This is a genomic window from Rhizobium sp. 10N427 (genome assembly GCF_056394605.1).
Genome location: NZ_JBFTID010000004.1, coordinates 368,250 through 393,268, shown reverse-complemented (window position 1 = coordinate 393,268; position 25,019 = coordinate 368,250). Strand labels below are relative to the sequence as shown.

25 protein-coding genes are annotated in these 25,019 nt (G+C 60.7%); 14 read left to right on the top strand and 11 right to left on the bottom strand.

All coding sequences use genetic code 11. From position 1 onward, the window contains the following. The first annotated feature begins 10 nt into the window (after nt 1–10). The 8 genes from nusA to AC1DIJ_RS11680 all read left to right on the top strand — a co-directional run bounded on the left by nusA (nt 11) and on the right by AC1DIJ_RS11680 (nt 10,537). Nucleotides 11–1,615 carry a transcription termination factor NusA gene (nusA, locus tag AC1DIJ_RS11715; RefSeq protein WP_112385014.1) on the top strand — a complete coding sequence of 535 codons (1,605 nt, stop codon included), beginning with the start codon at nt 11–13 and terminating at the stop codon, nt 1,613–1,615. After that, a complete protein-coding gene (locus AC1DIJ_RS11710) occupies nt 1,615–2,301 on the top strand; it encodes an RNA-binding protein (protein WP_112385015.1) in 687 nt (228 codons plus the stop codon). Before nusA ends, AC1DIJ_RS11710 begins: the two co-directional genes overlap by 1 nt. Nucleotides 2,302–2,400: 99 nt before the next feature. After that, entirely contained in the window at nt 2,401–5,106 is a 2,706-nt protein-coding gene (gene infB / locus AC1DIJ_RS11705; RefSeq protein WP_112385016.1) for a translation initiation factor IF-2, read from the top strand. Between the two features lie 74 nt (nt 5,107–5,180). Then, nucleotides 5,181–5,588: a 30S ribosome-binding factor RbfA gene (rbfA, locus tag AC1DIJ_RS11700; protein ID WP_112385017.1), complete on the top strand. Its 408-nt coding sequence runs from the start codon at nt 5,181–5,183 to the stop codon at nt 5,586–5,588. 12 nt (nt 5,589–5,600) lie between these two features. After that, nucleotides 5,601–6,533 carry a tRNA pseudouridine(55) synthase TruB gene (truB, locus tag AC1DIJ_RS11695; RefSeq protein ID WP_477831397.1) on the top strand — a complete coding sequence of 311 codons (933 nt, stop codon included), beginning with the start codon at nt 5,601–5,603 and terminating at the stop codon, nt 6,531–6,533. A 169-nt stretch (nt 6,534–6,702) separates the two neighbouring features. Beyond that, complete coding sequence (gene rpsO, locus AC1DIJ_RS11690; protein WP_026283114.1) at nt 6,703–6,972, top strand: 30S ribosomal protein S15; 270 nt, start codon at nt 6,703–6,705, stop codon at nt 6,970–6,972. Nucleotides 6,973–7,306: 334 nt separating this feature from the next. Beyond that, a complete protein-coding gene (pnp, locus tag AC1DIJ_RS11685; protein ID WP_112385019.1) occupies nt 7,307–9,445 on the top strand; it encodes a polyribonucleotide nucleotidyltransferase in 2,139 nt (712 codons plus the stop codon). 75 nt (nt 9,446–9,520) lie between these two features. Next, nucleotides 9,521–10,537, top strand: coding sequence for a class I SAM-dependent methyltransferase (locus AC1DIJ_RS11680; RefSeq protein ID WP_112385020.1), 1,017 nt, complete (start codon nt 9,521–9,523; stop codon nt 10,535–10,537). A gap of 52 nt (nt 10,538–10,589) precedes the next feature. Here the strand turns inward: AC1DIJ_RS11680 and fabI are convergent, their stop codons facing one another. From fabI to fabA, 3 genes are read right to left on the bottom strand one after another with little or no spacing between them, the layout of a single operon-like run. Beyond that, the gene (gene fabI, locus AC1DIJ_RS11675) at nt 10,590–11,396 is read right to left on the bottom strand and encodes an enoyl-ACP reductase FabI (RefSeq protein ID WP_112385021.1); all 807 of its coding nucleotides are present in this window, start codon (nt 11,394–11,396) and stop codon (nt 10,590–10,592) included. A gap of 4 nt (nt 11,397–11,400) precedes the next feature. Further along, a complete protein-coding gene (gene fabB, locus AC1DIJ_RS11670) occupies nt 11,401–12,624 on the bottom strand; it encodes a beta-ketoacyl-ACP synthase I (protein WP_112385022.1) in 1,224 nt (407 codons plus the stop codon). A gap of 52 nt (nt 12,625–12,676) precedes the next feature. Then, entirely contained in the window at nt 12,677–13,183 is a 507-nt protein-coding gene (gene fabA, locus AC1DIJ_RS11665; protein ID WP_112385023.1) for a 3-hydroxyacyl-[acyl-carrier-protein] dehydratase FabA, read from the bottom strand. 299 nt (nt 13,184–13,482) lie between these two features. Here fabA and irrA point away from each other — a divergent pair, with 299 nt between their 5' ends. Further along, entirely contained in the window at nt 13,483–13,902 is a 420-nt protein-coding gene (irrA, locus tag AC1DIJ_RS11660) for an iron response transcriptional regulator IrrA (protein ID WP_112385024.1), read from the top strand. 3 nt (nt 13,903–13,905) lie between these two features. On the opposite strand, the gene AC1DIJ_RS11655 is transcribed toward irrA, so the two are convergent. Next, nucleotides 13,906–14,541: a trimeric intracellular cation channel family protein gene (locus tag AC1DIJ_RS11655; protein WP_112385025.1), complete on the bottom strand. Its 636-nt coding sequence runs from the start codon at nt 14,539–14,541 to the stop codon at nt 13,906–13,908. A gap of 120 nt (nt 14,542–14,661) precedes the next feature. On the opposite strand from AC1DIJ_RS11655, the gene AC1DIJ_RS11650 reads away from it, so the two are divergent. Further along, nucleotides 14,662–15,132, top strand: coding sequence for a hypothetical protein (locus AC1DIJ_RS11650; protein ID WP_112385026.1), 471 nt, complete (start codon nt 14,662–14,664; stop codon nt 15,130–15,132). A gap of 3 nt (nt 15,133–15,135) precedes the next feature. Here AC1DIJ_RS11650 and AC1DIJ_RS11645 read toward each other — a convergent pair whose 3' ends face one another. Together AC1DIJ_RS11645 and AC1DIJ_RS11640 are read right to left on the bottom strand one after the other, a co-directional pair. After that, a complete protein-coding gene (locus AC1DIJ_RS11645; RefSeq protein ID WP_112385027.1) occupies nt 15,136–15,924 on the bottom strand; it encodes a YdcF family protein in 789 nt (262 codons plus the stop codon). A gap of 123 nt (nt 15,925–16,047) precedes the next feature. Next, entirely contained in the window at nt 16,048–16,248 is a 201-nt protein-coding gene (locus AC1DIJ_RS11640; protein WP_112385028.1) for a hypothetical protein, read from the bottom strand. Between the two features lie 179 nt (nt 16,249–16,427). On the opposite strand from AC1DIJ_RS11640, the gene AC1DIJ_RS11635 reads away from it, so the two are divergent. Further along, the gene (locus AC1DIJ_RS11635; RefSeq protein WP_112385029.1) at nt 16,428–17,231 is read left to right on the top strand and encodes a helix-turn-helix domain-containing protein; all 804 of its coding nucleotides are present in this window, start codon (nt 16,428–16,430) and stop codon (nt 17,229–17,231) included. Here AC1DIJ_RS11635 and AC1DIJ_RS11630 read toward each other — a convergent pair. Further along, on the bottom strand, nt 17,228–17,446 hold the full coding sequence (locus tag AC1DIJ_RS11630; protein ID WP_112385030.1) for a hypothetical protein: 219 nt from the start codon (nt 17,444–17,446) through the stop codon (nt 17,228–17,230). The genes AC1DIJ_RS11635 and AC1DIJ_RS11630 overlap by 4 nt on opposite strands. A 397-nt stretch (nt 17,447–17,843) precedes the next feature. On the opposite strand from AC1DIJ_RS11630, the gene AC1DIJ_RS11625 reads away from it, so the two are divergent. Both AC1DIJ_RS11625 and AC1DIJ_RS11620 read left to right on the top strand, forming a co-directional pair. After that, nucleotides 17,844–18,887: a SagB/ThcOx family dehydrogenase gene (locus AC1DIJ_RS11625; RefSeq protein ID WP_112385031.1), complete on the top strand. Its 1,044-nt coding sequence runs from the start codon at nt 17,844–17,846 to the stop codon at nt 18,885–18,887. A 104-nt stretch (nt 18,888–18,991) separates the two neighbouring features. Beyond that, complete coding sequence (locus tag AC1DIJ_RS11620; RefSeq protein WP_112385032.1) at nt 18,992–19,345, top strand: helix-turn-helix domain-containing protein; 354 nt, start codon at nt 18,992–18,994, stop codon at nt 19,343–19,345. 79 nt (nt 19,346–19,424) lie between these two features. On the opposite strand, the gene AC1DIJ_RS11615 is transcribed toward AC1DIJ_RS11620, so the two are convergent. Next, on the bottom strand, nt 19,425–19,631 hold the full coding sequence (locus AC1DIJ_RS11615; protein ID WP_112385033.1) for a hypothetical protein: 207 nt from the start codon (nt 19,629–19,631) through the stop codon (nt 19,425–19,427). A gap of 197 nt (nt 19,632–19,828) precedes the next feature. Beyond that, entirely contained in the window at nt 19,829–20,812 is a 984-nt protein-coding gene (locus AC1DIJ_RS11610; RefSeq protein ID WP_112385034.1) for an oxidoreductase, read from the bottom strand. Nucleotides 20,813–20,905: 93 nt separating this feature from the next. Between AC1DIJ_RS11610 and AC1DIJ_RS11605 the strand changes: the two genes are divergently transcribed. Continuing rightward, a complete protein-coding gene (locus tag AC1DIJ_RS11605) occupies nt 20,906–21,826 on the top strand; it encodes an AraC family transcriptional regulator (protein WP_112385035.1) in 921 nt (306 codons plus the stop codon). 57 nt (nt 21,827–21,883) lie between these two features. Here AC1DIJ_RS11605 and dnaJ read toward each other — a convergent pair whose 3' ends face one another. Next, entirely contained in the window at nt 21,884–23,020 is a 1,137-nt protein-coding gene (dnaJ, locus tag AC1DIJ_RS11600; protein WP_112385036.1) for a molecular chaperone DnaJ, read from the bottom strand. 78 nt (nt 23,021–23,098) lie between these two features. Continuing rightward, entirely contained in the window at nt 23,099–25,009 is a 1,911-nt protein-coding gene (dnaK, locus tag AC1DIJ_RS11595) for a molecular chaperone DnaK (RefSeq protein ID WP_112385037.1), read from the bottom strand. Nucleotides 25,010–25,019: the final 10 nt, after the last annotated feature.

The following is a 25,019-nucleotide window of genomic DNA, read 5'->3' as shown; positions in this document are numbered from 1 at the left end:
AGATAAAACAATGGCAGTCAGTGCGAACCGCCTCGAACTTCTGCAGATCGCAGATGCAGTGGCGCGCGAAAAAGTCATCGACCGCGAAATCGTGCTGGCCGCAATGGCCGATGCGATCCAGAAAGCTGCACGCTCCCGTTACGGCTCGGAATCGAACATCCGCGCCGACATCAATCCGAAGACCGGCGAAATCCGCCTTCAGCGTCTGCTCGAAGTTGTCGAGAAGGCCGAAGACTATTCCACGCAGATCCCGCTGGAACTGGCCCGCGACCGCAACCCCGATGCAGCCCTTGGCGATTTCATTGCCGATCCGCTGCCGCCGATGGACTTCGGCCGCATCGCTGCGCAGTCTGCGAAGCAGGTCATCGTCCAGAAGGTTCGCGAAGCCGAGCGTGACCGCCAGTTCGACGAGTTCAAGGATCGTACCGGCGAAATCGTCAACGGCACCGTCAAGCGCGTCGAATACGGCAACGTCATCGTCGATCTCGGCCGTGGCGAAGGCATCATCCGCCGCGACGAAATGATCCCGCGCGAAAACGTTCGCTACGGCGATCGCGTCCGCGCCTATGTTTACGACGTCCGCCGCGAACAGCGTGGCCCGCAGATTTTCCTGTCGCGTACCCATCCGCAATTCATGGTGAAGCTTTTCACCATGGAAGTGCCGGAAATTTACGACGGCATCATCCAGGTTCGCTCGATTGCCCGTGACCCGGGTTCGCGCGCCAAGATCGCCGTCATTTCGAACGATAGCTCGATCGATCCGGTCGGCGCCTGCGTCGGTATGCGCGGTTCGCGCGTTCAGGCCGTCGTCGGCGAGCTTCAGGGCGAAAAGATCGACATCATTCCGTGGTCGCAGGATCCGGCGACCTTTGTCGTCAACGCCCTGCAGCCGGCTGAAGTCGCCAAGGTCGTTCTCGATGAGGATGCAGAGCGTATCGAAGTCGTGGTGCCGGATGAGCAGCTGTCGCTCGCCATCGGCCGCCGCGGTCAGAACGTTCGCCTCGCATCTCAGCTGACCGGCTGGGATATCGACATCATGACGGAAGCCGAAGAGTCGGAGCGCCGTCAGAAGGAATTCAACGAGCGCACCAACCTGTTCATGGACTCGCTCGACGTTGACGAAATGGTCGGCCAGGTTCTGGCCTCCGAAGGCTTTGCTGCCGTTGAGGAACTGGCTTACGTCGATCTCGACGAAATCGCCTCGATCGACGGCTTCGACGAGGACACTGCCCAGGAAATCCAGACCCGCGCCCGCGAATTCCTCGAAAAGCTCGAAGCCGAGATGGACGAGAAGCGCAAGTCGCTCGGCGTCTCCGATGATCTTCGCCAGATCGAAGGCATGACCGCACAGATGATGGTCGCGCTCGGCGAAGACGGCATCAAGACGATCGAAGATTTTGCAGGTTGCGCAGCAGACGATCTCGTCGGCTGGAGCGAGCGCAAGAACGGCGAGACGAAGAAGTTCGAGGGTCTGTTCTCGAAGTTCGACATCTCCCGCGTCGAAGCAGAACAGATGGTTGTTCAGGCCCGCCTCGCGGTTGGCTGGATCACCGAGGATGACCTTGCGAAGGATGCGGAGCCTGTTGAGGCCGATGCTGCCGAGCAGGAAGCGTAATGACCGCGCAGCCGGACACATCTCCTGAGGATGATGATCTTGCAGGTTATGACGTGAACGGCCGCATGTGCATCGTGACGCGCGAAAGCGGATCGCCGGATGAGCTGATCCGCTTTGTCGCCGCTCCCGATGGAACCGTCATCGCCGATCTGAAGCGCGAGCTTCCGGGACGCGGATGCTGGGTAAAGATCGACCGCACGCTGGTCGACAGGGCGGTGGCGAAGAAGACCTTCGCCCGCGCCTTGAAGACGGATGTGAAGGCTGCGGCTGATCTCGGCGAGACCGTCGACCGGCTGCTCGCCAAGCAGCTGATGCAGATGATGAACATGGCCCGCAAGGCCGGTCAGTTCGTCACCGGCTCCGCGAAAGTGGATGCCGCGGTCAGAAGCGGAGCAGCCCTTGCGGTGTTCCATTCGACCGGTGCGGCCGACGATGGCGTGCGAAAAATAGACCAGGCTCGCAAGGCCTGGCACCTCGGAATGGAAACCGAGGAAGAAATACCTTCCTTCCGTCTCTTCTCGGAGAGCGAAATGGAAGGGGCGATGGGCGAGAATGCTTTTATCCATGCCGCAGTGCTTGCAGGGCAGGCGGGTGAGGGTGTAGTGAAGCGCGCAAAGATGCTTGAGCAGTACCGTAACAGCGGTCAGTCCCGGGCACCGGACAGCGCGGGCCGGCAAAAACAATGATACGGGCGACCGGCAGATGCCGGCCCATCATTGATCGACTGTATTTGATTGACAGGGACTGATGACGTCATCGCTCCCTGTCCGAAGGAACGGGAACGAATGACCGATAGCAATGACGACAAGACACTTGGTGCAACGGGCAAGAAGACGCTGACCCTGAAACCGTCGGGGATAAGCCAGGGCACCGTGCGCCAGGATATGGGTCGCGGTCGCACAAAAGCGGTCGTCGTCGAGACCCGTAAGCGGCGTCCGATGCGCCCCGAAGACGAACGTCCGGTCGCACCTGCTCCGGTGGCGCCCCGCGCTGCCGAGCCTGCACCAGCACCAGTCCAGGCACGTCCGCAGCAGCAGACACCGGCACCGCGTATCCAGCAGCCAGGTGGCAACTCTCAGCCGTCGCAGCATTCTCCGCGCCAGCAGGACCGTCCGCGTCCGGTGGTACTGAACCATCTGTCGCCGGAAGAAATGGATGCGCGCCGCCGTGCACTTGCCATGGCGCAGGTTCGCGAAGCCGAAGATGCGGCCCGCCGCGTCGAGGAAGACAAGCGCCGCGCTGTAGAAGAAGCGGCCCGTCAGGCTGCGGAAGCCGAAGAGGCTGCGCGCCGCGCCGCCGAAGAAGCTGCCCGTCCGCCGGCGCCTCCGGTTGTTGAAGCCCCTGCTCCGGCACCGGCTGCAGCGCCCGTTCAAGCCCGTTCGGCTCAGCCGTCCGCACCGGCTGCCCGCCGCCCCGATGCCGCTCCGGCACCTGGCGCTGCGCGTCCCGGATCTGCTGCTCCGGCAGCGGCTCGCGGCCGCCGTGAAGGCGAAGAAGATGATCGCGGCGGTGCTGCACGCGGTGGCCCGGTTCGTGGGCGCGTCGTGCGTCCGGAGCCGGCAAAGCCGGTCACCACCCGTCCGAAGGGCGAGGAAGACCGGCGTCGCGGCAAGCTGACCATCGGCACAGCAGGCGTCGACGACGAAGGTGCGCGCGGCCGTTCTATGGCTGCCATGCGCCGCCGTCAGGAAAAGTTCCGCCGCAGCCAGATGCAGGAAACCCGCGAAAAGGTTATGCGCGAGGTCATTCTGCCCGAGACCATCACCATTCAGGAACTGTCGCAGCGTATGTCTGAACGCGCCGTCGACGTTATCAAGTACCTGATGAAGGAAGGCCAGATGATGAAGCCGGGCGACGTCATCGACGCCGACCTCGCTGAACTGATCGCCGGCGAATTCGGCCACACCGTCAAGCGCGTTTCGGAATCCGACGTTGAAGAAGGTATCTTCGACAAGGCCGACGATGCTGGTGAAATGGTTTCGCGTCCGCCTGTCGTCACCATCATGGGTCACGTCGACCACGGCAAGACCTCGCTGCTCGACGCCATCCGTCAGGCGAACGTCGTCTCTGGCGAAGCCGGTGGCATCACCCAGCATATCGGTGCCTATCAGGTCGAACAGAACGGCCAGAAGATCACCTTCATCGACACGCCCGGTCACGCCGCCTTCACGGCCATGCGTGCGCGTGGTGCGCAGGCAACGGACATCGCGATCCTGGTGGTTGCGGCCGACGACAGCGTCATGCCGCAGACGATCGAATCCATCAATCACGCCAAGGCGGCCGGTGTTCCGATCATCGTGGCGATCAACAAGATCGACAAGCACGAAGCCAAGCCGGACAAGGTCCGCCAGCAGCTTCTGCAGCACGAAGTCTTCGTGGAATCGCTGGGCGGTGAAGTTCTCGACGTCGAAGTTTCGGCCAAGAACAAGACCAACCTCGACAAGCTGCTCGAAGCCGTCCTGCTGCAGGCCGAAATTCTCGACCTCAAGGCCGATCCGACCCGGACCGCCGAAGGTACCGTCATCGAAGCTCAGCTTGACCGTGGCCGCGGCGCGGTTGCGACCGTTCTCGTCCAGAAGGGCACGCTGAAGCCGGGCCAGATCATCGTTGCCGGCGATCAGTGGGGCCGCGTCCGCGCGCTCGTCACCGACAAGGGCGACCATGTCAAGGAGGCCGGTCCGGCAACCCCGGTCGAAGTGCTCGGTCTTTCCGGCACGCCTGCTGCCGGCGACAAGTTTGCCGTCGTCGAGAACGAAGCCCGTGCTCGCGAAATTTCCGAGTACCGCCAGCGTCTGGCGCGCGACAAGGCAGCTGCCCGCCAGTCCGGCCAGCGCGGTTCGCTCGAACAGATGATGAGCAAGCTGCAGAATACCGGCTACAAGGAATTCCCGCTTGTCATCAAGGGTGACGTGCAGGGTTCCATCGAAGCCATCATCGGTGCCCTTGACAAGCTCGGTACCGACGAAGTGCGGGCTCGCATCGTTCATTCCGGTGCTGGTGCCATCACCGAGTCTGATATCGCGCTCGCAGAATCCTCCGACGCGGCGATCATCGGCTTCAACGTTCGCGCCAATGCACAGGCACGTACCGCTGCCGAGCGTGGCGGCATCGAGATCCGCTACTACAACATCATCTACGATCTCGTGGATGACGTGAAGGCAGCGATGTCGGGCCTGCTGTCGCCGGAGCGCCGCGAGACCTTCCTCGGCAATGCCGAGATCCTCGAGGTGTTCAACATCACCAAAACAGGCAAGGTCGCGGGTTGCCGCGTCACCGAAGGCAAGGTCGAGCGTGGTGCAGGCGTGCGCCTTATCCGCGACAACGTCGTCATCCACGAAGGCAAGCTCAAGACGCTCAAGCGCTTCAAGGACGAAGTCTCCGAAGTGCCGGTCGGTCAGGAATGCGGTATGGCCTTCGAGAACTACGAAGACATTCGCGCAGGCGATGTCATCGAATGCTTCCGCGTCGAGCATATCACCCGCTCGCTCTGATCGCGCGGATCTGTATCTTGGACGGGCGCCGGATCATTTAAGGCCGGCGCCCGAACCTTTTGAGGCAAAGAAAAATGGCAACAAGACCGACAACCTCCGCACCTTCGCAGCGCATGCTGCGCGTCGGCGAACAGGTGCGTGCAGCGATCACACAGGTTCTGCAGCGAGGCGAAGTGCGTGACGACGTGATCGAAAAGACCGTCATCTCGATCTCCGAAGTGCGTATGTCGCCCGATCTGAAGATTGCGACCGCTTTCGTCACGCCGCTTGGCGTCGCCGATCACGACACGGTCATCGCAGCGCTGAACAAGAATGCGAAATACATCCGTGGCCGCCTCGGCGCACAGCTGCGCCAGATGAAATACATGCCTGAAGTCCGCTTCCGCGACGACACGAGCTTCGACAATTACAAGAAGATCGATGAGCTCCTGCGTTCTCCCGAGGTCGTGCGCGATCTCGATGACGGCAAAGACGGCGAATAACAGAAGAAAAGAATGTCCAAACCACGCAAACCCAAAGGCCGCCCGGTTTCCGGCTGGCTGATCCTCGACAAGCCGGTGGATTTCGGCTCGACGGAAGCCGTTTCCAAGATCAAGTGGCTGTTCAAGGCGCAGAAATGCGGCCACGCCGGTACGCTTGACCCGTTGGCCTCCGGCATGCTGCCGATCGCGCTCGGCGATGCGACGAAGACAGTCCCCTACGTCATGGATGGCCGCAAGGTCTACGAATTCTCGGTCACCTGGGGCGAAGAACGCGCCACCGACGATCTCGAGGGCGAGGTCACGCAGAGCTCGGACAAGCGTCCGGCCGAGGGTGATATCCTGGCGCTTCTGCCGAATTATACCGGCGTCATCAGCCAGGTCCCGCCGCAGTTCTCAGCAATCAAGATCGCCGGCGAGCGCGCCTATGATCTGGCCCGCGAGGGCGAAGCCGTCGAGATTCCGTCGCGCGAGGTCGAGATCTTCCGCCTGACGCTGCTCTCCTGCCCGGATGCAAGCACGGCGCATTTCGAAGTCGAATGCGGCAAAGGTACCTATGTTCGCGCCTTGGCCCGCGATTTCGGCCGCGATCTTGGCTGCTACGGCCACGTCTCCGGCCTGCGCCGGACCTTCGTCGCACCGTTCCCCGAAGACAGCATGATCCCGCTTTCCGAACTCGTCGCCCTTGAAGCGATCGAKGATCAGGACGAGCGGCTGGCAGCCCTCGACGCGCTGCTGATCGACACCAGCGAAGCGCTGTCTTCCCTGCCGCATCTGGCCGTCAACGATGATCAGGCGCACCGTCTGAAGATGGGCAACCCGATCCTCGTGCGTGGCCGTGACGCGCCGATCACCGAGAGCGAAGCCTATGCGACGGCGCGCGGCAAGCTGATCGCCATCGGCGAGATCGGCGAGGGCGAATTCCGCCCGAAGCGCGTCTTCGTCTGACGACGCGACCGGCGCGCCGCAGGCCTGCCGGTCATGCCTCTTCCCTTTGCCGTCTGAATGGTCTATAGGCAGCGCCAGCATCAGGCAGGCCTGAATGCTTTCGCGGCCAAAGCTGGACGACATCCCGGCTTTTGGCGACCTTATCTCCTCTCATCGAAAGGAACATCCGATGTCGATTACTGCTGAGCGCAAGACCGCCCTCATCAAGGAATACGCAACGTTCGAAGGCGACACCGGTTCTCCGGAAGTCCAGGTTGCGATCCTGACCGAGCGGATCAACAACCTCACGGAACACTTCAAGGGCCACAAGAAGGATAACCATTCCCGCCGTGGCCTGCTGACGATGGTTTCGAGCCGCCGTTCGCTTCTCGACTACCTCAAGAAGAAGAACGAAGGCCGTTACACCAAGCTGATCACCAGCCTGGGTATCCGTCGCTAAGGTTTTCCGGCGGGCGCTCTTCGGGCGCTCGCCGGTTGCTTATCAGGGCTTGGAAAGCCCCAGAGATTGACCACCGCATTTGATGTTTTCATGGGGTGGAACTGAGGCAGACCCGGATGGGCCGGTTTTGCCAGAACAACCGTTGACCTGTCATGGGGCAGGATTGCCGGATGCTTTCCGGCCAAGGTACGGAACCTTGGCCCGGCTTTCTTGAAAGCCGCCGCCGCAAAGCCTCCCGTTGTCTTGCCCATGATGTGTCACATAATTGCGGTCGATCGCGCGCTGTGCCTTGAAAGGGTCGTGGCGCCTGTTCCCGCATTGAAGGACAAGACATATGTTCGATACCCATAGCGTGGAAATCGAGTGGGCAGGCCGCCCGCTGAAGCTCGAAACCGGCAAGATCGCCCGTCAGGCTGATGGCGCCGTTCTCGCGACCTACGGTGAAACCGTCGTTCTCGCGACCGTTGTTTCCGCCAAGTCGCCGAAGCCGGGCCAGGATTTCTTCCCGCTCACCGTCAACTACCAGGAAAAGACCTACGCAGCCGGCAAGATCCCCGGCGGCTACTTCAAGCGCGAAGGTCGTCCGTCGGAAAACGAAACGCTCGTTTCCCGCCTGATCGACCGCCCGATCCGCCCGCTCTTCCCTGAAGGCTACAAGAACGACACCCAGGTCGTCGTCACCGTCATCCAGCACGACCTTGAAAACAACCCCGACATTCTGTCGATGGTTGCCACCTCGGCAGCCCTGACGCTGTCTGGCGTTCCGTTCATGGGCCCGGTCGGCGGCGCACGCGTCGGCTATATCAACGGCGAATACGTCCTCAACCCGCATCTTGACGAAATGGAAGAGTCCGTTCTCGACCTCGTCGTTGCCGGTACGCACGATGCCGTTCTGATGGTTGAATCGGAAGCCAAGGAACTCAACGAAGAAGTCATGCTCGGCGCCGTCATGTTCGGCCACCGCGGCTTCCAGCCGGTTCTCGACGCGATCATCAAGCTCGCCGAAGTTGCTGCCAAGGAACCGCGCGATTTCCAGCCGGAAGATCATTCCGAGCTCGAAGCCGAAATGCTGAAGCATTTCGAAGCCGAACTGCGCGTCGCCTACAAGAACACCCAGAAGGCTGAACGCTACGCAGCCGTCGATGCCGTGAAGGCAAAGGTCAAGGCTCACTTCTTCCCTGAAGGCGTCGAGCCGAAGTACACTGCCGAAGTCATCGGCGCGACCTTCAAGCATCTGCAGGCGAAGATCGTTCGCTGGAACATTCTCGACACCAAGAGCCGTATCGATGGTCGCGATCTGTCGACCGTTCGTGCGATCGTCTCGGAAGTCGGCCTGCTGCCGCGCACCCACGGTTCGGCTCTCTTCACCCGCGGTGAAACGCAGGCGATCGTCGTTGCCACGCTCGGCACCGGTGAAGACGAACAGTATGTCGACAGCCTGACCGGTATGTACAAGGAGCGCTTCCTGCTCCATTACAACTTCCCTCCCTACTCGGTTGGCGAAACCGGCCGCATGGGCTCCCCGGGCCGCCGCGAAATCGGTCACGGCAAGCTCGCATGGCGCGCTATCCGTCCGATGCTGCCGTCTGCCGAGCAGTTCCCCTACACGCTGCGCGTCGTCTCCGAGATCACCGAGTCCAACGGCTCGTCCTCGATGGCAACCGTTTGCGGCACGTCGCTCGCTCTGATGGACGCCGGTGTTCCGCTGGCCAAGCCGGTTGCCGGTATCGCCATGGGCCTGATCCTCGAAGGCGATCGTTTCGCCGTTCTCTCCGACATTCTCGGTGACGAAGATCATCTCGGCGACATGGACTTCAAGGTCGCAGGTACCGCCGACGGCATCACCTCGCTGCAGATGGACATCAAGATCGCCGGTATCACCGAAGAGATCATGAAGGTCGCTCTCGGCCAGGCACAGGGCGGCCGTACGCACATCCTCGGCGAAATGGCCAAGGCCATCACCGAGAGCCGCGGCCAGCTCGGCGAATTCGCACCGCGCATCGAAGTCATGAACATCCCGGTCGACAAGATCCGTGAAGTCATCGGCTCCGGCGGCAAGGTCATCCGCGAAATCGTCGAAAAGACCGGCGCGAAGATCAACATCGAAGACGACGGCACGGTGAAGATCGCTTCCTCGTCGGGCAAGGAAATCGAAGCGGCCCGCAAGTGGATCCACTCGATCGTTGCCGAGCCGGAAATCGGCGTCATCTACGAAGGCACGGTCGTCAAGACCGCCGACTTCGGCGCTTTCGTCAACTTCTTCGGCGCTCGCGACGGTCTCGTCCACATCTCGCAGCTCGCTTCCGAGCGCGTTGCCAAGACGCAGGACGTTGTCAAGGAAGGCCAGAAGGTCTGGGTCAAGCTCCTCGGCTTCGACGAGCGCGGCAAGGTCCGCCTGTCGATGAAGGTCGTCGATCAGGAAACCGGCCAGGAAATCCCTGCCGACAAGAAGAAGGAAGAAGCAGCCGAATAAGCTGCGCCTTTCCAGAACTTCATGGGCGCGGGACTGTTTCCGCGCCCTTTTTGTATTCGAAGACGAGATGAGCCCATGAGCCGCGAAACGCTGAAAACCTTGTTCCACCCCTTTGCCAGCGGCACCGTCGATGCGCCGGGCGAGGGGCAGCGCGTGCTGTTCCTGGGCGCTGAGGCAGGCTTTGCCCTGCCGGAGGGCTTTGCCGCCTCGCTGAGCGCCGTACAGGGCTTCCGTCCGCTATATCGGCAGCTGCAGGCACAGCGCATCGAAACAACGCCTGAGATCGAAGGCGAGGACTATGACGCGGCCCTGGTCCTCTGCACCAAGCACAAGGGTGAGAACGAGGCGAATATCGCCGCCGCCCTGTCGCGCGTGAAATCAGGCGGCCTGATTGTCGTTGCCGGTGGCAAGGAAGACGGCATCCAGCCGCTGCGCAAGCGCATGGACGGCTTCGGTTTCGATATCGAGCACATGCCGAAATATCACGGCGTCGCCTTCTGGTTCGTCCGTCCTGACGATGTCAGCGAAGCCGTGTCAAAATTCGCCAAAGCGCCGGTTCGCGTCGACGGCCGCTTCATCGCCTCGCCGGGAATGTTCTCGCATGACCGGATCGACGATGGTTCCGAGCTGCTCGCCTCGCGCCTGCCGACCGATTTCACCGGCGATGCCGCCGATTTCGGCGCCGGCTGGGGCTATCTCTCCGCCGAACTCATCGCGCATTCACCGAAGCTCGCACGTATCGACCTCTACGAGGCCAACCACGCCTCGCTGGAGGCCGCCAAGGACAATCTGGCAGAGAATTGCCCGAACGCACCGGCGCGCTTCTTCTGGCACGATCTGGCAGGCGAACCGGTCAAGGACAAGTACGACCTCGTCATCATGAACCCGCCCTTCCATGAGGGCCATGCCGCCGAGCCTTCGCTCGGCCAGGCGATGATCAAGACCGCAGCTTCGGCGCTCCGCGGCGGCGGTCGCCTGCTCATCGTCGCCAATCGCGGCCTGCCTTATGAGCCGGTGCTGGCAGCCAATTTCCGCGAAAGCGGCGAAACCTGCCGCAACGCTCGCTTTAAGGTTCTCTGGGCGAAGAAATGAAAAAGGCGGCCATTGGCCGCCTTTTTCATATCCGGATGATTTGTAGCTGATCTTACTCGACGTCGGCCGTCCGCAGCGCGTCCAGCGTCGGCATCGAGGTGATGTTGAAGCCTGCGTCGACGAAGTGGATTTCGCCGGTGACGCCGGCCGACATGTCAGACAGCAGGTAAAGTGCCGAATTGCCGACATGGTCGATGCTGACAGTCTTGCGCAGCGGTGCATTCTGCTGGTTCCACGACAGGATCGCGCGGGCGTCGGAAATGCCGGCGCCGGCGAGCGTGCGGATCGGGCCTGCGGAAATGGCGTTGACGCGGATGCCGCGCGGGCCGTAATCGGCCGCCAGGTAGCGTACGGAGGCTTCCAGCGCCGCCTTGGCGACACCCATGACATTGTAGTTCGGGATGACGCGTGTCGAGCCGTTATAGGTCAGCGTCAGCATCGAGCCGCCATCGGTCATCAGCGGCGCACAGCGCTTGGCGATCTCGGTGAAGGAGAAACAGGAGATCACCATCGTGCGGCTGAAATTGTCGCGCGTGGTGTCGGCGTAGAGGCCCTTCAGCTCGTTCTTGTCCGAGAAACCGATGGCGTGAACGATGAAGTCCAGCTTGCCCCAGCGCTCCTTGATCGAGTCCACCACGGCATCGACCGACGCGGTATCCTCGACATCGCAAGGCAGCACGAAATCCGAGCCGGCTTCGGCTGCGAGCGGCTTAACCCGCTTGCCGAGCGCCTCACCCTGGAAGGTGAAGGCGAGCTCCGCGCCCTGCGCCGACAGCGCCTTCGAAATGCCCCATGCAATCGAATGGTTGTTTGCGACGCCCATGATGAGGCCGCGCTTACCCTGCATGATTCCCGTCATGGTATTATCCGTTGTAGCGCTGGAAGACGAGCGTAGCGTTGGTGCCGCCGAAGCCGAAGGAGTTGGAAAGGGCAATGTCGATCTTGGCGTCGTCGATGCGCTTGCGAACGATCGGCACACCGTCGAACTCGGGGTCGAGTTCCCTGATATGAGCGCTTTCGCCGATGAAGCCCGCCTGCATCATCAGTAGCGAGTAGATCGATTCCTGAACGCCAGCAGCACCCAGCGAGTGACCTGTCAGCGACTTGGTCGACTGGATGTGCGGAATCTTATCGCCGAAGACTTCGCGGATCGCGCCGATTTCCTTGCTGTCGCCCACCGGCGTCGAAGTGCCGTGCGTGTTGACGTAATCGACGCTGCCCTTCACCGTCGCCAGTGCCTGGCGCATGCAGCGGATCGCGCCTTCGCCCGACGGAGCGACCATGTCGTAGCCGTCGGAAGTCGCGCCGTAGCCGACGATTTCGGCGTAGATCTTGGCGCCGCGGGCCTTGGCATGCTCGAGTTCTTCGAGAACCAGGACGCCTGCGCCACCGGCGATGACGAAGCCGTCACGGCTGACGTCATAGGCACGCGAAGCGGTATCCGGCGTGTCGTTGTACTTGGAGGACATCGCGCCCATGGCGTCGAAGAGGTTCGACATCGTCCAGTCGAGGTCTTCGTGACCGCCGGCGAACATGATGTCCTGCTTGCCCCACTGGATCATCTCTGCGGCATTGCCGATGCAATGTGCCGAGGTCGAGCAGGCCGACGAGATCGAGTAGTTGACGCCGTGGATCTTGAACCAGGTGGCGAGCGTCGCCGATGCCGTCGAGGACATCGCCTTCGGAACGGCAAACGGGCCGATGCGCTTCGGGCTGTTGTTCTTGATGGTGATGTCGGCCGCTTCGATGAGCGTGCGGGTGGAAGGGCCGCCCGAACCCATGATGATGCCGGTGCGCTCGTTGCCACCGATATCGGCGTCTTCGAGGCCGGAATCGGCGATCGCCTGCTTCATGGCGACGTGGTTCCACATGCCGCCCTGCGACAGGAAGCGAGCCGCGCGGCGATCGACGAGTTCAGTCACGTCGATCTTGGGCGAACCCCAAACCTGGCACTTGAAGCCATGCTCGGCAAAATCGTTGGAAAACGAAATGCCGGACTTGGCTTCGCGCAGCGACGCCGTGACTTCCTGTGCGTCATTCCCGATGGAAGAAACGATACCCAGACCTGTGACAACAACCCGTCTCATGTCGATGACCTCTTCTAAAACGTCTTTGTATTTGGAGCGGTCTTGCCGCGGTTCAGGCTTTCGACAGGCCGACGCGCAGGTCGCTCGCCTGGTAGATCACTTCGCCGTCGGCCTTCAGCCAGCCATCGGCAGTGCCGAGGACGAGGCGGCCGCGCATGACGCGCTTGAAGTCGATGCCGTATTCGAGAAGCTTGGTTTCCGGACGGACCATGCCCTTGAACTTTACTTCGCCAGTGGAGAGCGCCATGCCGCGGCCGGGCTCGCCGAGCCATCCGAGGAAGAAGCCCGTCAGCTGCCACATGCCGTCAAGGCCGAGGCAACCCGGCATGATCGGGTTACCCTGGAAGTGGCAGGGGAAATACCAGTCGTCGGGGCGCACGTCATATTCGGCGCGAATGTAACCCTTGTCGAACGCTCCGCCGGTTTCGGAGATATCGGTAATGCGGTGGACCATCAGCATCGGCGGCAAGGGAAGCTGCGCATTGCCGGGGCCAAACAGCTCGCCACGGCCGCAGGACAGGATTTCCTCATAGTTGAAGCTGGATTGTCTCGTCGTCATGAAAAGTCTGGGTCCCCCGCAACGTGCTGATGGATTGAGTGTTAGTCCAAGTTCTTCGGAAAATGAAGCATAAGCATGGCTGCCTCCCATTCCGCGCCGGACCAGCGATCTGCCTTATTTGGTGGTCGCATACAGGAAGGCCAAGGCCGCGGCCAGACCTAAATGCGCCAAAGGCCGGATTTTAAGGCATTTCCGCCCCTGTTGTCCCCATTGAAACTATTGAAAGGCTTTTGCGCAAAAGTTATATGGCTTAGGAAACTTGATTAGTTGATGCTAGAATTAAACGGAGTTCTTCCTTCATGGCGGCTGAAGCCCCGATCGGTATCGAAGCGAGACTGCGCAGCGCCGGCCTTCGCCCGACGCGCCAGCGCGTTGCCCTCGGTGATCTGCTGTTCGCCAAGGGCGATCGTCACCTGACCGTCGAAGAACTGCACGAGGAAGCCGTGGTGGCAGGCGTGCCGGTATCGCTGGCGACCGTCTACAACACGCTGCACCAGTTTACCGAGGCCGGCATGATCCGCGTTCTCGCGGTCGAAAGCGCCAAGACCTATTTCGATACAAACGTCTCCGATCACCATCATTTCTTTGTCGAGGGTGAAAACGACGTTCTGGATATCCCGGTCAGCAATCTCACCATCGGCAATCTGCCGGAGCCGCCTGAGGGCATGGAAATCGCCCATGTCGACGTGGTGATCCGCCTGCGCCCGAAGAGCCGCTAAACGTCACATCACATCATCGGGATGGCGGCCGGGCCTGTGCTTGTAGGTCGGGAAGGTCCATCCGAACCACAGTGCGCCGCCGCGGATTGCGAAGGCCGCCGCTGCGCCGAGCGCTGATGCCGCATAGAGTGGCAAACCGAATTCCGTCGCACCGGTAAAGACGCCGGCACCGATCAGCGCCGCAGTGATGTAGATTTCCGGCCTCAGCAGTACGGAAGGCTCGTTTGCCATCAGATCGCGCAGCACGCCGCCGAAGGTCGCCGTCAGTGTTCCCGTCACGATCGCGATGGTTGGGGATCCTGTCGCCGCCAATCCTTTCGCAGCGCCCATGACGCAATAGGCAGACAGCCCGATGGCATCGAGCCAGATCAGCAGCCGGTAACGCGATTCCACCAGATGGGCAGTGAAAAACACCACCACGCCGGTGACGCAGCAGATGACGATATAGGCCGGGTTCAGCACCCAGAACACCGGAACGCGGCCGAGCACGATATCGCGCACCGTACCGCCGCCGATGCCGGTCACGGTCGCGAAGAACAAGAAGCCGATGAGATCAAGCTGCTTACGTGAGGCGGCAAGCGCGCCAGTTGCCGCAAAAAGCGCAATGCCTGCATAATCGAGATAGACGAGCAGCGACATCAGAGGTCCTTGGAGCGGCAGATCGTGCCGAGACTGAATCACGGCGGCAAGGGCGGCGCAAGGCGGGGCGTTCAGAATGCGCGACTGTCAGTGCCCTTATCCGCCAGAAAGAGGAAAGCCGTGAAAGCGCTTCTCATCGCCGTCAATCTCGTTGCGCTGCTCGTGGTCCCGGCCGCCGCCTTCGCCCAGCAGTCGCTGCTCTCCGATCCGGAGATCTACGAGAAGAAGCACTTCACCGAGCAGTGCACCAAAGCCGAATTCGGCGAGGGCTACGTCAAGCGCCTCGATATCAACAACGATGGCCTCATCGACGCGGTCGTCAACGAAGGCGAGCTGACCTGCGACGGCGAGAAGGGCCCGCAGTGCAACGACGACGGCTGCCCCTACAATTTCTATCTCCAGGTCGCCGAAGGCGGCTACTTCATGATCGCCACGGCGCAGATCTATGGCTACGATTTCGTCCAGCGCTTCGGCAACATGGTACTGGCCATGAAGATGCATCCACGCTTCTGCGACCGCACTGAGGGTGACCCCTGCATCGTCACGGCCCGCGTCCGCGGCACCAAGTTCGTCACCATCTCCAAGAAATAGCGGTTATCGAGGATAGAGTTCCGATGTTCGCCCCGCGAGGTAATAGCCCACGAGACCAAACCATTCGCGCACCGCGGTCGAAGTGTTCTGGGCGTTGAGGCTCGGCTGGGTAAAGTCGATGCCGGGGCGGACCTCGCCGTCCGTCCGGAAATCGGTGGGCCAGGGCGTGACGTCGATGCCGAGCTTGCGGAAAATGCCGACGGACCGTGGCATGTGATATCCGGAGGTGATCAGCAGGCAGTTCGAAAGTCCGTTCTGTGCAAGCAGATCCTTGGTGTTCATCGCGTTCTCGAAGGTCGTGCGCGAAGCTGTCTCCTCCACCAGCCGCTCGCGCGGTACGCCGAACAACGGGAAAAAGCGCGTCGAGGCGGCGGCATCACCTTCGTAGGTGCCTGAAATCGAGCCATCTCCGCCCGAAATCAGGATCCGCGACTGCGGGAATTTCTGTGCCAGTCTCAGCGCTTCTATAAAGCGGTCTGCCGCGGCACTGAATTCGATCCCGTGGCGGGCGGTGTTGACTTCGCTCTCGAAGGCACCGCCAAGCACGATCATGCATTGCAGGCTTTCCGGGTCCTGTGCGGGTTTGGGGAACCGGTTTTCCAAGCCTTGCAGCAGATAATTGCCGGCCGTCGTATAAAGCGTCACGAACAGCACGACGGCGCTAAGCCCGGAGAGCAACAGTGCGCTTTTGCGCAGCCGGAGCGCCAGGGCCAGGAGCCCGAGAACGATAAGGAAGAAGGCAACGGACAGCGGCTGGCCGAAAACCCAGACAAGCTTGGAGAAGATAAACACGAAATGCTCCCGGTATCGAACTGGGCAGCATCCTATGCGATTCGGCTTCCGGGGAAACGACCGCCGTTACCGGGACTGGCGCGTCACCGCGGTAAGCGGAAAAATCAATGTCCATTCAATTATTTAGTGGAAAGGAGGAGAGATCATCCGCAGCTGTTTCTCTGTCTCTACGACGGCGCGCTCAATCCAGTAAAGAATTTCGGGCTGATGATTAATATTTAAGCGGAGCGCCGCGAGCCCATCAAGTATCGAGGAAAGATTTCGCTGCGTTTCATCGGCTGCGATGCTGGGCAAGGCGTCAGGCAATTCAATGTCGAATTTCATTGCGGCGATCGTGCCTCCATCGGGCGGCAAACTCTTTTTGTTTCCGGCGAAAATTACCTATCGTTACGCAGCCGTCTGTCAATCGGATCAGCCCTTAAATTGTGGCCTATCCCCCTTTGTGTTCCGCTTGGCTTGCGGCTAGTTTGAGCGCGACTCATCTCCTGAAAGCCATTGCGGACATGTCTGCACTTGAGAATTTTGCCGAAAATTTACGGCGGCTCTGCCTGGCAAAGGCGGGCAGCATCAGCGCTGCCGCGCGCGGCATGGAAATTGGCCGCTCGCAGATCGAATCCTATCTTCAGGCTCGCCGGGCGCCGGGACGCGCTTCGGTCAAGAAAATCTGTCAGTACCTCGATGTCACCGAGGAAGAAATGTATCAGCGGCCGATTGCCGTCGATCTCGATCACGGCCGTCCTTCAGGCACGCGCGTGCTCTCTGCTGCGCGTGACGCGCTGGAGCCGCTGCTCTTTGCCGATCCTGCGGCCGGGATCGCCCCGGGCCTCTACCATGCCTATATGACGATACCGAGTACGCCGGACAGCCTGCTCTGCGCGGTCGTCGTTATTGCCAAACAGGGCAATGCCACCACCTTCCGCCGGCTGACCAATCGGGCCGTCAAGAAGGGCGAATACTGGTCACGGTTCACCGGCGATCACAAGGGCATCGTCGTCGAGCGGTTGAACTGCCTGTCCTTTGCTGCCGCAAACCAGATCGGCACGCAGGAGCCGACGCTGATGCGTTTGCGCTGGCTGCCCTTCTCCGACAAGCTGCTCGGCGGCCACTCGATGATCTTTACTCCGGCCGGGCCATCATTCAGCGCCGTGGTCATGGTACCGCTCAACAGCCGCATCAACTTGCGAACCGCACTGCGGCTCGCCAAGGTCTATCGCACGACCGATGAGGCCGTGCCCCGGATCGTCCGGGATATGATCGTTCAGCAGCGCGCCGACTTCATCTCCGCAGTCACGCGCGACCTCACTTAGTTCAGCGACAGTCCCATATCGTGGGTCGCCGCAGCCGGTTCTACGCTGACCCGGTGCGCCTCGATCAATGCCATCGACAAGAGATAGGTCAGCATCGGCTGCTTCGCGCTCCTGCTCTGCGCGATCAGCGTGTTCAACATGTCGATGGTGTATCCACCGAGGGCATCGTCCAAAGTCAGCTCTTCTTCGGTCTGTACAGTCTTCTTAAGGCCCATTCTGCTTCTCCGGCGGTCCTACCGAATTATTCTCACACCATGATTGTCATAGTTCTCTTTTTTGGGCTACATAATTCTACGTAAAGACAAAAATAACAAATTTAATTCAGTAATTGTCTGTTTTTGACTTCAATTGAAGCAATACATCACTTTGATGTATCAAAACAATATTTCCGCATTAATTGAATATTTCTGGTTGCTGTTTCATCCTCCGGCCGCGATCAAGGGGATCGTTCATACAACCGTGGAGATGGATCATGCAGAACAAGACGAAGCCGAACCTCAAGGTAACGCCTGTTAAGGCTAAGCCGACGTTTGTCAGCCGCGGCATGATGTTCCGTATTGATTAAGTTCATAAGCGCCTGCTGCGAGCCTCGCGGCAGGCGCATCTGATTCGATGCGCTATCGCTCTTCCCGCACTCTCGTTTTTCACAACGATGGCGACGCCTTCGTCGCCTGCAACTTTCTCACCAAGGCTGTGTTCGAATGCAGCCCTGATCTCCTGGAGTTTCTGCGCGCGCTCGCCTCCTGGAGCGATCGCGCTGCAATCCGCGATCAGGCGCCCGGCTACAGCGACGAAGAACTGCACGAGACGCTCGCCTCGCTGGTCGAGATGTCGGCACTCATCGAGGAGGGTTCCGCCCTCCACGCGCGTGAAGAGGCCTTCTCCGAAAACTGGAAATGGGGTGTGCCGTCGGCGCTGCTGCATTTCTGCGTTCAGGACCCTGAATACATGTCGCTGAACGAGGCGGAGGATCTGCAGCGCACGACGCTTGCCACTGAAGGCGAGATCGCGCTCTACAGCCTGAACGGAGACAAGAGCGACGTCATCGCGCTGCCGCCAGCGCTTGGTGGCAACACTTTGCTGCAGCTGATGTCGCGCCGCCGGACGCAACGTCGGGGCCTGCCGCAGGCTGTCGGTATCGGTGTGCTCTCCGAAGCGCTGTTCGCCGGTCTCGGCATTACCGGCAAGGCGCGCAATGCCGTCGTCGAATTGCCTCTGGGCATGACCCCGTCAGGCGGCGCCCGCAATCCCTATGAAGCCTATGTGTTTGCCCGGAATGTCGAAGGGCTCGAGCCCGGCATCTATCACTATTCAGCGCTGGAGCATTCGCTCGCGCGCGTCTCGGCCGCGACGCCCGCATTGTCGGATCTGGTCGGTGGCCAGGAATGGGCCGATACCATGCCCTGCATGATCGTTCTCGTCGCGCACATGGACCGGACCATGTGGAAATACAGCGATGCGAACGCCTACAGGGTGGTGATGATCGAAGCGGGACATATCGGCCAGAACATCATGCTCGCGGCTACCGCGCATGGCATGACGGCCTGCCCGACAGCCGCACTCAGCCATAGCGCGATCTGCGAATTGCTCGAAATTGCCAATCCGGCCCATGCGCCGATCTATGCCCTTACTCTGGGTTGGCCTGACGCAACGTAAAGACCAAAAAAAGTCGGTTGAATTTTGCAACTCGCGGGTTGCGATATTTGAAATACCCGGCATATTATGGTGAGCAAATCGTTTCTAAATGAGGGATCGCTCACGTGCCGGATCCAGTCGATATCCTAGTCGGTCGCAACGTAAGACAATTGCGTGCCAGACGCCGCGTTTCACAGCTGGAATTGGGTGAGGCCCTCGGCCTCACCTTCCAGCAGATTCAGAAATATGAGAAAGGCACGAACCGCGTTTCCGCGAGTAAGCTGCATCAGATCGCCCAGTTTCTGGGGGTCGAAATCTCAGCCCTTTTCGAAGGTGCCGAAACCAGCCAGCCCGAGAAGATCGAGCTGAGCCCGGAGGCCTACCAGCTGGCGCTGCATTACGACAAGCTTCACTCGCCGGCAGGCAAGGAAGCGGTGAAGACTATCCTGACTTTGATGAGCAATGAGACGGCGGCGTAATCCGCCCCAATCGACCGGCGGATATGGGTCACACCGTTTCCCGGTACTTTAGCCCGCCTCATGGCGGGCTTTCTTTTTTCTAATGCCGCTCGCATTCATGCAGCGCTGTCAGCAGCTCGTCCTGCGTATGGTGGCCGGCGTGATAGAGATCGATCGCGATGCTGGCGATCGACAGTCCCTGCTGGCTGCGGAGCTTGATGTTTCGCTCTGCGCACCACGAGTAAAGCGCGCCGGCGAGGACATCGACATCATCCGCCGGAGCGGACATGGAAAGTGCTGCGGTCATGTGAAATGCCCTTTGGTTTGTTCCCCAATTCTGTGCAGAAGATTGAAGTGATTTAGAGAACTTGCAAGTCCGTTTGGGGGCCTGCGTTAATGCTCGACATATGGGCGTTTCACGTCGTCTCAAAACGGCACGGAAATGGCATCCGTGCCGCTATGGAACGCCTTTGGCCGATTATAGGACGTGTAGCGAGCGTGCCTCTACGCCGAAAAGCTGCAGCTTGTCAGCCGCTCGCTGAGCGTCCAGAGCCTTTCGGCTGCCGCGGCATCGCAGGCCCACGGCCAGACCCCGACAGGTCCCGTGTGGCCTTCCCCGACCAGTGGAGAGATGTCGCAGTCCTCACAATAGACGCCGCCCAGACCGGCGAGCTTCGGGCTGGTTGCGCACCATACCGAGGTGGCCGCACCCTCTTCGACAGTCTTTAAACTGCGCTGGCTCTCTTCGCTGACGTCCATCCCGCCATCGGCATGGCGGGTTATGCCGAAAGCCTTGAAATCGTCGTCAGTCAGATGGCGCACGAGATCCGTGATGATGGCGCCGGGGTGGAGCGAGAACGCACGGACGCCCGACACCTCGCCCCGCCTGTCGAGGCCAAGGGCAAAGAGCGCGTTGGCGGTCTTCGACTGCCCATAGGCTTTCCACTTGTCGTATTCGCGGGTTTCGAAGTTCGGATCCGTGAAATCGACCGGTGCAAAGCGGTGCCCACGCGAGGAGACCGCCACGACCCGTGCGCCGTTCGCCTTCGCGAGCGCCGGCCAGAGGCGCGCGGTGAGCTGGAAATGTCCAAGATGGTTGGCGGAGAACTGGACTTCGTAACCACGGCTGTCACGCGTCAGCGGTGAGGCCATGACGCCGGCGCTGTTGATCAGCATATGCAGCGGTCTGCCGCTCGCCAGGAAGCCAGCAGCGAAACGGTCGATCGAAGCCGGATCGAGCAGGTCGAGCGGCGCGAGCTCGACCCCTGCGATACCGGCAAGGTTGGCTTCGGCCTTGGACGGCGTCCTGACCGGGACGACGACTGTCGCACCGGCTTCGCTAAGTGCCCGGGTCGTCTCGACGCCGATGCCGGAATAGCCGCCGGTGACGATGGCGATCTTGCCGCCGAGGTCGATCCCGGCCAAAGCATCCCGCGCCGTCGTCTTGCCGCCGAAACCTGAATGGATGGGCTTTTGTTCTGTCGTCATGGACGGACTCCTTTGAAACACAGCCCGGTATAGATTGCCGAAATGGGATGATCCATGTAAGAAAATTCCAATTTCTTGCTGGATCGTTCAGAGATGGATCCCCTTTCCGATATCCTTGCGCTGTTGCAGCCAAAAAGCGTCGAGACCTATGGCGTCATGTCCGGCGGCGAATGGGCGCTCGACTTTCCGCGCAGCTATGAAGGCATAAAGTTCGGCGCAGTGGCCCGCGGCGGATGTTTTCTAAGGGTCTCCGGCGAACCGGCACCATTTAGGCTGGAGGAGGGCGATTGCTACCTTCTGACCGGGCAGCCCTATTGGCTGGGCAGCGATCTTTCGCTCGCGGGGATCGATGCCCGCACGATCTTTATCGATCTGAAGACGCGTGTTGCCCGGTATGGCCCGCACGATGATACGTTCTTGGTTGGCGGTCGCCTGATGTTCGACGCCACTCATCAGATATTGCTGACCGGCGCACTTCCCACGGTGATGCATATTCCGGCAGCCGCTGATGAAGCCGCCGTGCTGCGCTGGACGCTGAAGCAATTGGCGAAGGAACTGACGGAACTGCGGCCGGGCGGGCTGCTGATGTCAGAGCATCTCGGCCATATCCTCTTCGTCAATGCGTTGCGTGTGCATATGGCGGCAGAGGGTGAGGTGGCGCCGGGTTGGCTGAAGGGGTTGAACGATCCGCGGATCGGCAGGGCATTGCGGGCCGTGCACGCCGAACCGGCAAGGCGCTGGACGCTGGAGGTTCTGGCAAAAGAGGCCGGGATGTCGAGAACGGCCTTCGCTCTGCATTTCAAGGCCCTGGTCGGCTGGCCGCCGCTCGATTATCTGTTGCGCTGGCGCATGCGGCTGGCTGCCCGCGCGCTGCTGTCGCCGGAGCGCAACCGCTTGTCCGATATCGCGCTATCTGTCGGCTATGAGTCCGAAAGCGCCTTCAGCGCGGCTTTCAAGCGCGCCATGGGCTGCGCCCCGAAGCACTATCAGGGTAGGGCGAAACAACCTGCGTAGTACGAAAAAGCCGGTGGAGCTACCGCCGGCTTTCCTTTATCTTCGCGAAGTGCGTGCTCAGCCCTCGAAAAATTCCTTCATCCGGGCAAAAAAGCCCGTCGATTCAGGATTGTTCTCCTTCGAGGAGAGCTGCTCGAACTCCTGCAGCAGCTCACGCTGGCGCTTGGAGAGCTTCTGCGGCGTCTCGATCTGGATCTGGATGTAGAGATCACCCGTCTGGCTGGAACGCAGCACCGGCATACCCTTGGCCTTGAGGCGGAACTGTTTGCCCGCCTGCGTTCCCTCAGGAACGGTGACGCGCGACTTGGTGCCGTCGAGTGTCGCCACATCGAAAGTGCCGCCAAGTGCTGCCGTCGTCATCGAGATCGGTACGGCGCAATAGAGATCGGCTCCATCGCGCTGATAGAACTCATGCGGCTTGACCGACAGGAAGATGTAGAGGTCGCCCGCAGGCCCGCCACGCGTGCCTGCCTCGCCTTCGCCCTGCAGGCGAATGCGGGTGCCGTCTTCGATACCGGCCGGGATGTTGACCGAGAGCGAACGCTCTTCCGTCACGCGGCCCTGGCCATGGCATTTGGTGCAGGGATCGGGAATGATCGTGCCGCGGCCATGACAGGTCGGGCAGGTGCGCTCGATCGAGAAGAAGCCTTGAGCTGCGCGCACACGGCCTGAACCCTGGCAAGTGCCACAGGTCTTCGGCTGAGTACCCGGCTTGGCGCCGGAACCCGAACAGACGTCGCAGGTGATCGACGTCGGAACGCGGATCTGCGCCGTCTTGCCGGAGAAGGATTCTTCCAGCGTGATTTCCATGTTGTAGCGAAGGTCGGCGCCACGCTCGCGGCCACCCGAAGAGCGCTGCCGCCCACGGCCGCCACCCATCATCTCGCCGAAAATATCCTCGAAGATATCGGAGAAACCGCCGCCGCCGGCAAAACCGCCACCGCCGCCGCCTGGTCCCATGCCGCCATGTTCGAAGGCCGCATGGCCATAACGATCGTAGGCCGCGCGTTTCTGCGGGTCCTTGAGCGTCTCGTAGGCTTCGTTGATTTCCTTGAACTTGACTTCGGCGCTCTTATCGTCCGGGTTCTTGTCCGGATGATACTTCATGGCCAGCTTGCGGAAGGCGCTTTTCAGCTCTTTCTCATCCGCCGTTTTGGCGACGCCCAGAGTTTCGTAAAAGTCCGCTTTTGCCAATTTAAACCCCGGAAATGGATTTCCGGCTGCCGTCAGGCAGCCGGATCACAGTGTTTAGCATAACCGCTTTGCCGCGGATTACGCGGACTTCTTGCGGTCGTCGTCTTTGACTTCTTCGTAGTCGGCATCGACGACGTTGTCATCACCCGCGGAAGCATCAGCCGTGCCGGCTTCGGCCTGCTGCGATTCGTAAATCGCCTGGCCGAGCTTCATGGAGACTTCCATCAGCGTCTGGGTCTTCGCCTTGATGTCTTCGGCATCCGGCTCGGTTGCCTCGATCGAAGACTTCAGCGCGGCGATCGCGTCGGAGATCGCGGTGCGGTCGGCTTCCGAAACCTTGTCACCGTAATCCTTCAGCGACTTCTCGCTGGAGTGAACGAGGCTTTCGGCCTGGTTCTTCGCTTCTACGGCTTCGCGGCGCTTCTTGTCGGCTTCGGCATTGGCTTCAGCGTCCTTGACCATCTTCTCGATGTCGGCGTCGGAGAGACCACCAGAGGCCTGGATGCGGATCTGCTGTTCCTTGCCGGTGCCCTTGTCCTTGGCCGAAACCTGCACGATGCCGTTCGCGTCGATGTCGAAGGTGACTTCGATCTGCGGAACGCCACGCGGTGCCGGCGGCAGGCCAACGAGGTCGAACTGGCCGAGCAGCTTGTTGTCCTGCGCCATTTCGCGCTCGCCCTGCGAAACGCGGATGGTAACGGCCTGCTGGTTGTCGTCGGCGGTCGAGAAGGTCTGGCTCTTCTTGGTCGGGATCGTGGTGTTACGCTCGATCAGACGGGTGAAGACGCCGCCAAGGGTTTCGATGCCGAGAGACAGCGGGGTCACGTCGAGAAGCAGAACGTCCTTGACGTCGCCCTGCAGAACGCCGGCCTGGATGGCAGCGCCGAGTGCGACGACTTCATCCGGGTTGACGCCCTTGTGCGGCTCCTTGCCGAACAGCTGCTTGACGACTTCCTGCACCTTGGGCATGCGGCTCATGCCGCCGACGAGGACGACTTCATCGATCTCGGCAGGGGTGACGCCAGCATCCTTGAGGGCGGCCTTGCACGGTGCGATCGTGCGCTGAACGAGATCGTCGACCAGGCTTTCGAACTTGGCGCGGGTCAGCTTCAGCGTCAGGTGCTTCGGACCGGAAGCGTCTGCCGTGATGAACGGCAAGTTGATTTCGGTCTGCTGCGAGGACGACAGTTCAATCTTTGCCTTTTCCGCAGCTTCCTTGAGGCGCTGCAGGGCAAGCTTGTCGTTCTTCAGGTCGATGCCCTGATCCTTCTTGAACTCATTGGCAAGATATTCGACGAGACGCATGTCGAAGTCTTCACCACCGAGGAAGGTGTCGCCGTTCGTCGACTTCACTTCGAAGACGCCGTCGCCGATTTCGAGAACCGAGATATCGAAGGTACCGCCACCCAAGTCGTAAACGGCGATCGTCTTGCCGTCCTTCTTGTCGAGACCGTAGGCGAGCGCTGCCGCCGTCGGCTCGTTGATGATGCGCAGAACTTCGAGACCGGCGATGCGGCCGGCATCCTTGGTTGCCTGGCGCTGGGCGTCGTTGAAGTAGGCCGGAACGGTGATGACGGCCTTCTCGACCTTTTCACCGAGGTAGGATTCGGCGGTTTCCTTCATTTTCTGAAGGATCATCGCGGAGATCTGTGCGGGCGAATAGCCCTTGCCCTGAGCTTCGACCCAGGCATCGCCGTTATCGCCCTTGGCGATATTGAACGGAACGAGGCCCTTGTCCTTTTCGACGGTAGGATCGTCGTAGCGGCGGCCGATCAGGCGCTTCACTGCGAAAAGGGTGTTCGTGGGGTTGGTGACGGCCTGGCGCTTTGCCGGCTGGCCGACGAGGCGCTCGCCATCATCGGAGAATGCCACCATGGAAGGGGTCGTACGTGCGCCTTCCGCATTTTCAATGACCTTCGCGTCCTTGCCGTCCATGACAGCGACGCAGGAATTTGTCGTTCCGAGGTCGATACCGATTACTTTTGCCATGTCATTTACT

Excerpts from the sequence above, each read along its gene's own strand:
- AC1DIJ_RS11640 (WP_112385028.1), bottom strand. The coding sequence starts at position 16,248 with ATGAAATTCGACATTGAATTGCCTGACGCCTTGCCCAGCATCGCAGCC.
- AC1DIJ_RS11655 (WP_112385025.1), bottom strand. The coding sequence starts at position 14,541 with ATGTCGCTGCTCGTCTATCTCGATTATGCAGGCATTGCGCTTTTTGCG.
- nusA (WP_112385014.1), top strand. The coding sequence starts at position 11 with ATGGCAGTCAGTGCGAACCGCCTCGAACTTCTGCAGATCGCAGATGCA.
- AC1DIJ_RS11630 (WP_112385030.1), bottom strand. The coding sequence starts at position 17,446 with ATGGGCCTTAAGAAGACTGTACAGACCGAAGAAGAGCTGACTTTGGAC.
- AC1DIJ_RS11680 (WP_112385020.1), top strand. The coding sequence starts at position 9,521 with ATGAGCCGCGAAACGCTGAAAACCTTGTTCCACCCCTTTGCCAGCGGC.
- AC1DIJ_RS11610 (WP_112385034.1), bottom strand. The coding sequence starts at position 20,812 with ATGACGACAGAACAAAAGCCCATCCATTCAGGTTTCGGCGGCAAGACG.
- AC1DIJ_RS11635 (WP_112385029.1), top strand. The coding sequence starts at position 16,428 with ATGTCTGCACTTGAGAATTTTGCCGAAAATTTACGGCGGCTCTGCCTG.
- rbfA (WP_112385017.1), top strand. The coding sequence starts at position 5,181 with ATGGCAACAAGACCGACAACCTCCGCACCTTCGCAGCGCATGCTGCGC.
- AC1DIJ_RS11615 (WP_112385033.1), bottom strand. The coding sequence starts at position 19,631 with ATGACCGCAGCACTTTCCATGTCCGCTCCGGCGGATGATGTCGATGTC.
- irrA (WP_112385024.1), top strand. The coding sequence starts at position 13,483 with ATGGCGGCTGAAGCCCCGATCGGTATCGAAGCGAGACTGCGCAGCGCC.
- fabB (WP_112385022.1), bottom strand. The coding sequence starts at position 12,624 with ATGAGACGGGTTGTTGTCACAGGTCTGGGTATCGTTTCTTCCATCGGG.
- AC1DIJ_RS11605 (WP_112385035.1), top strand. The coding sequence starts at position 20,906 with ATGGATCCCCTTTCCGATATCCTTGCGCTGTTGCAGCCAAAAAGCGTC.
- infB (WP_112385016.1), top strand. The coding sequence starts at position 2,401 with ATGACCGATAGCAATGACGACAAGACACTTGGTGCAACGGGCAAGAAG.
- AC1DIJ_RS11710 (WP_112385015.1), top strand. The coding sequence starts at position 1,615 with ATGACCGCGCAGCCGGACACATCTCCTGAGGATGATGATCTTGCAGGT.
- AC1DIJ_RS11625 (WP_112385031.1), top strand. The coding sequence starts at position 17,844 with ATGCGCTATCGCTCTTCCCGCACTCTCGTTTTTCACAACGATGGCGAC.
- rpsO (WP_026283114.1), top strand. The coding sequence starts at position 6,703 with ATGTCGATTACTGCTGAGCGCAAGACCGCCCTCATCAAGGAATACGCA.
- pnp (WP_112385019.1), top strand. The coding sequence starts at position 7,307 with ATGTTCGATACCCATAGCGTGGAAATCGAGTGGGCAGGCCGCCCGCTG.
- fabI (WP_112385021.1), bottom strand. The coding sequence starts at position 11,396 with ATGACGGGAATCATGCAGGGTAAGCGCGGCCTCATCATGGGCGTCGCA.
- dnaK (WP_112385037.1), bottom strand. The coding sequence starts at position 25,009 with ATGGCAAAAGTAATCGGTATCGACCTCGGAACGACAAATTCCTGCGTC.
- fabA (WP_112385023.1), bottom strand. The coding sequence starts at position 13,183 with ATGACGACGAGACAATCCAGCTTCAACTATGAGGAAATCCTGTCCTGC.